Source organism: Polaromonas aquatica, assembly GCF_042659145.1.
GTDB classification, from domain to species: domain Bacteria; phylum Pseudomonadota; class Gammaproteobacteria; order Burkholderiales; family Burkholderiaceae_C; genus Polaromonas; species Polaromonas aquatica.
In genome coordinates this window covers 1-723 of sequence record NZ_JBHSRS010000031.1, presented here as the reverse complement: position 1 = coordinate 723, position 723 = coordinate 1, and the positions used below count along the sequence as shown (strand labels likewise).

Below are 723 nucleotides of genomic sequence, written 5' to 3'. Positions count from 1 at the left end.
TGACCTTGCCCCCGAAAAACGTACTCCTTAGCTGATGGGTAAAAATCAGTTTTAGGAGATTGAGATGAGCGAATCGAAAAGACGGGCACGGTACACACTGGAATACAAGCTGGAGGCCGTCAGGCTGGTCAAGGGTGGCCAGGTGGCGGCGGTGACGGCCAAGATACTTGGCATCCCGAAGCAGACGCTGGAGAACTGGGTGCGCTTGCATGGCAAAGGCCAGCTCAAGGGCGCCGGTGACAAGCCGGTAAGCCCGGAGCAGATGGAGTTGGCCAGGCTACGCGCTGAGAACGCGCGATTGAGGATGGAGCGCGACATCTTAAAAAAAGCGACGGCGTACTTCGCAAGGGAATCAACGTGAAGTACGCCTGGATAGCCAGCAACAAAAAGCATTGGCCGGTGTCTATGGCGTGTGACTTGCTGGGCGTGAGCACCAGCGGTTACTTCGAGCACGTGCGCCGCAAAGGCTCTCAGCGGCCATCGAAGCCGGGTGTCGGACAGCGCATCAGCAACGAAGCGCTGCTGGCCTATATCCGGGCCATCCATGCCGAGGTCAGGCAGGAATACGGCTGGCCCAAGATGTGGAAGGAACTGGTGGCACGGGGTATCCGAGTGGGCAAGGAGCGCGTGCGCCGGATGATGAAAGAACACGGAATCAAAGCCAGGGGCAAGCGGAAGTTTGTCGTTACCACCGACAGCAAACACAACCTGCCCATTGCACCG

At 58.4% G+C, this 723-nt stretch carries 1 pseudogene; it reads left to right on the top strand.

What is annotated here, in order from left to right:
* Nucleotides 1-64: 64 nt before the first annotated feature.
* Nucleotides 65-723, top strand: a pseudogene (locus tag ACFQND_RS12215) (IS3 family transposase); the annotation flags it as partial.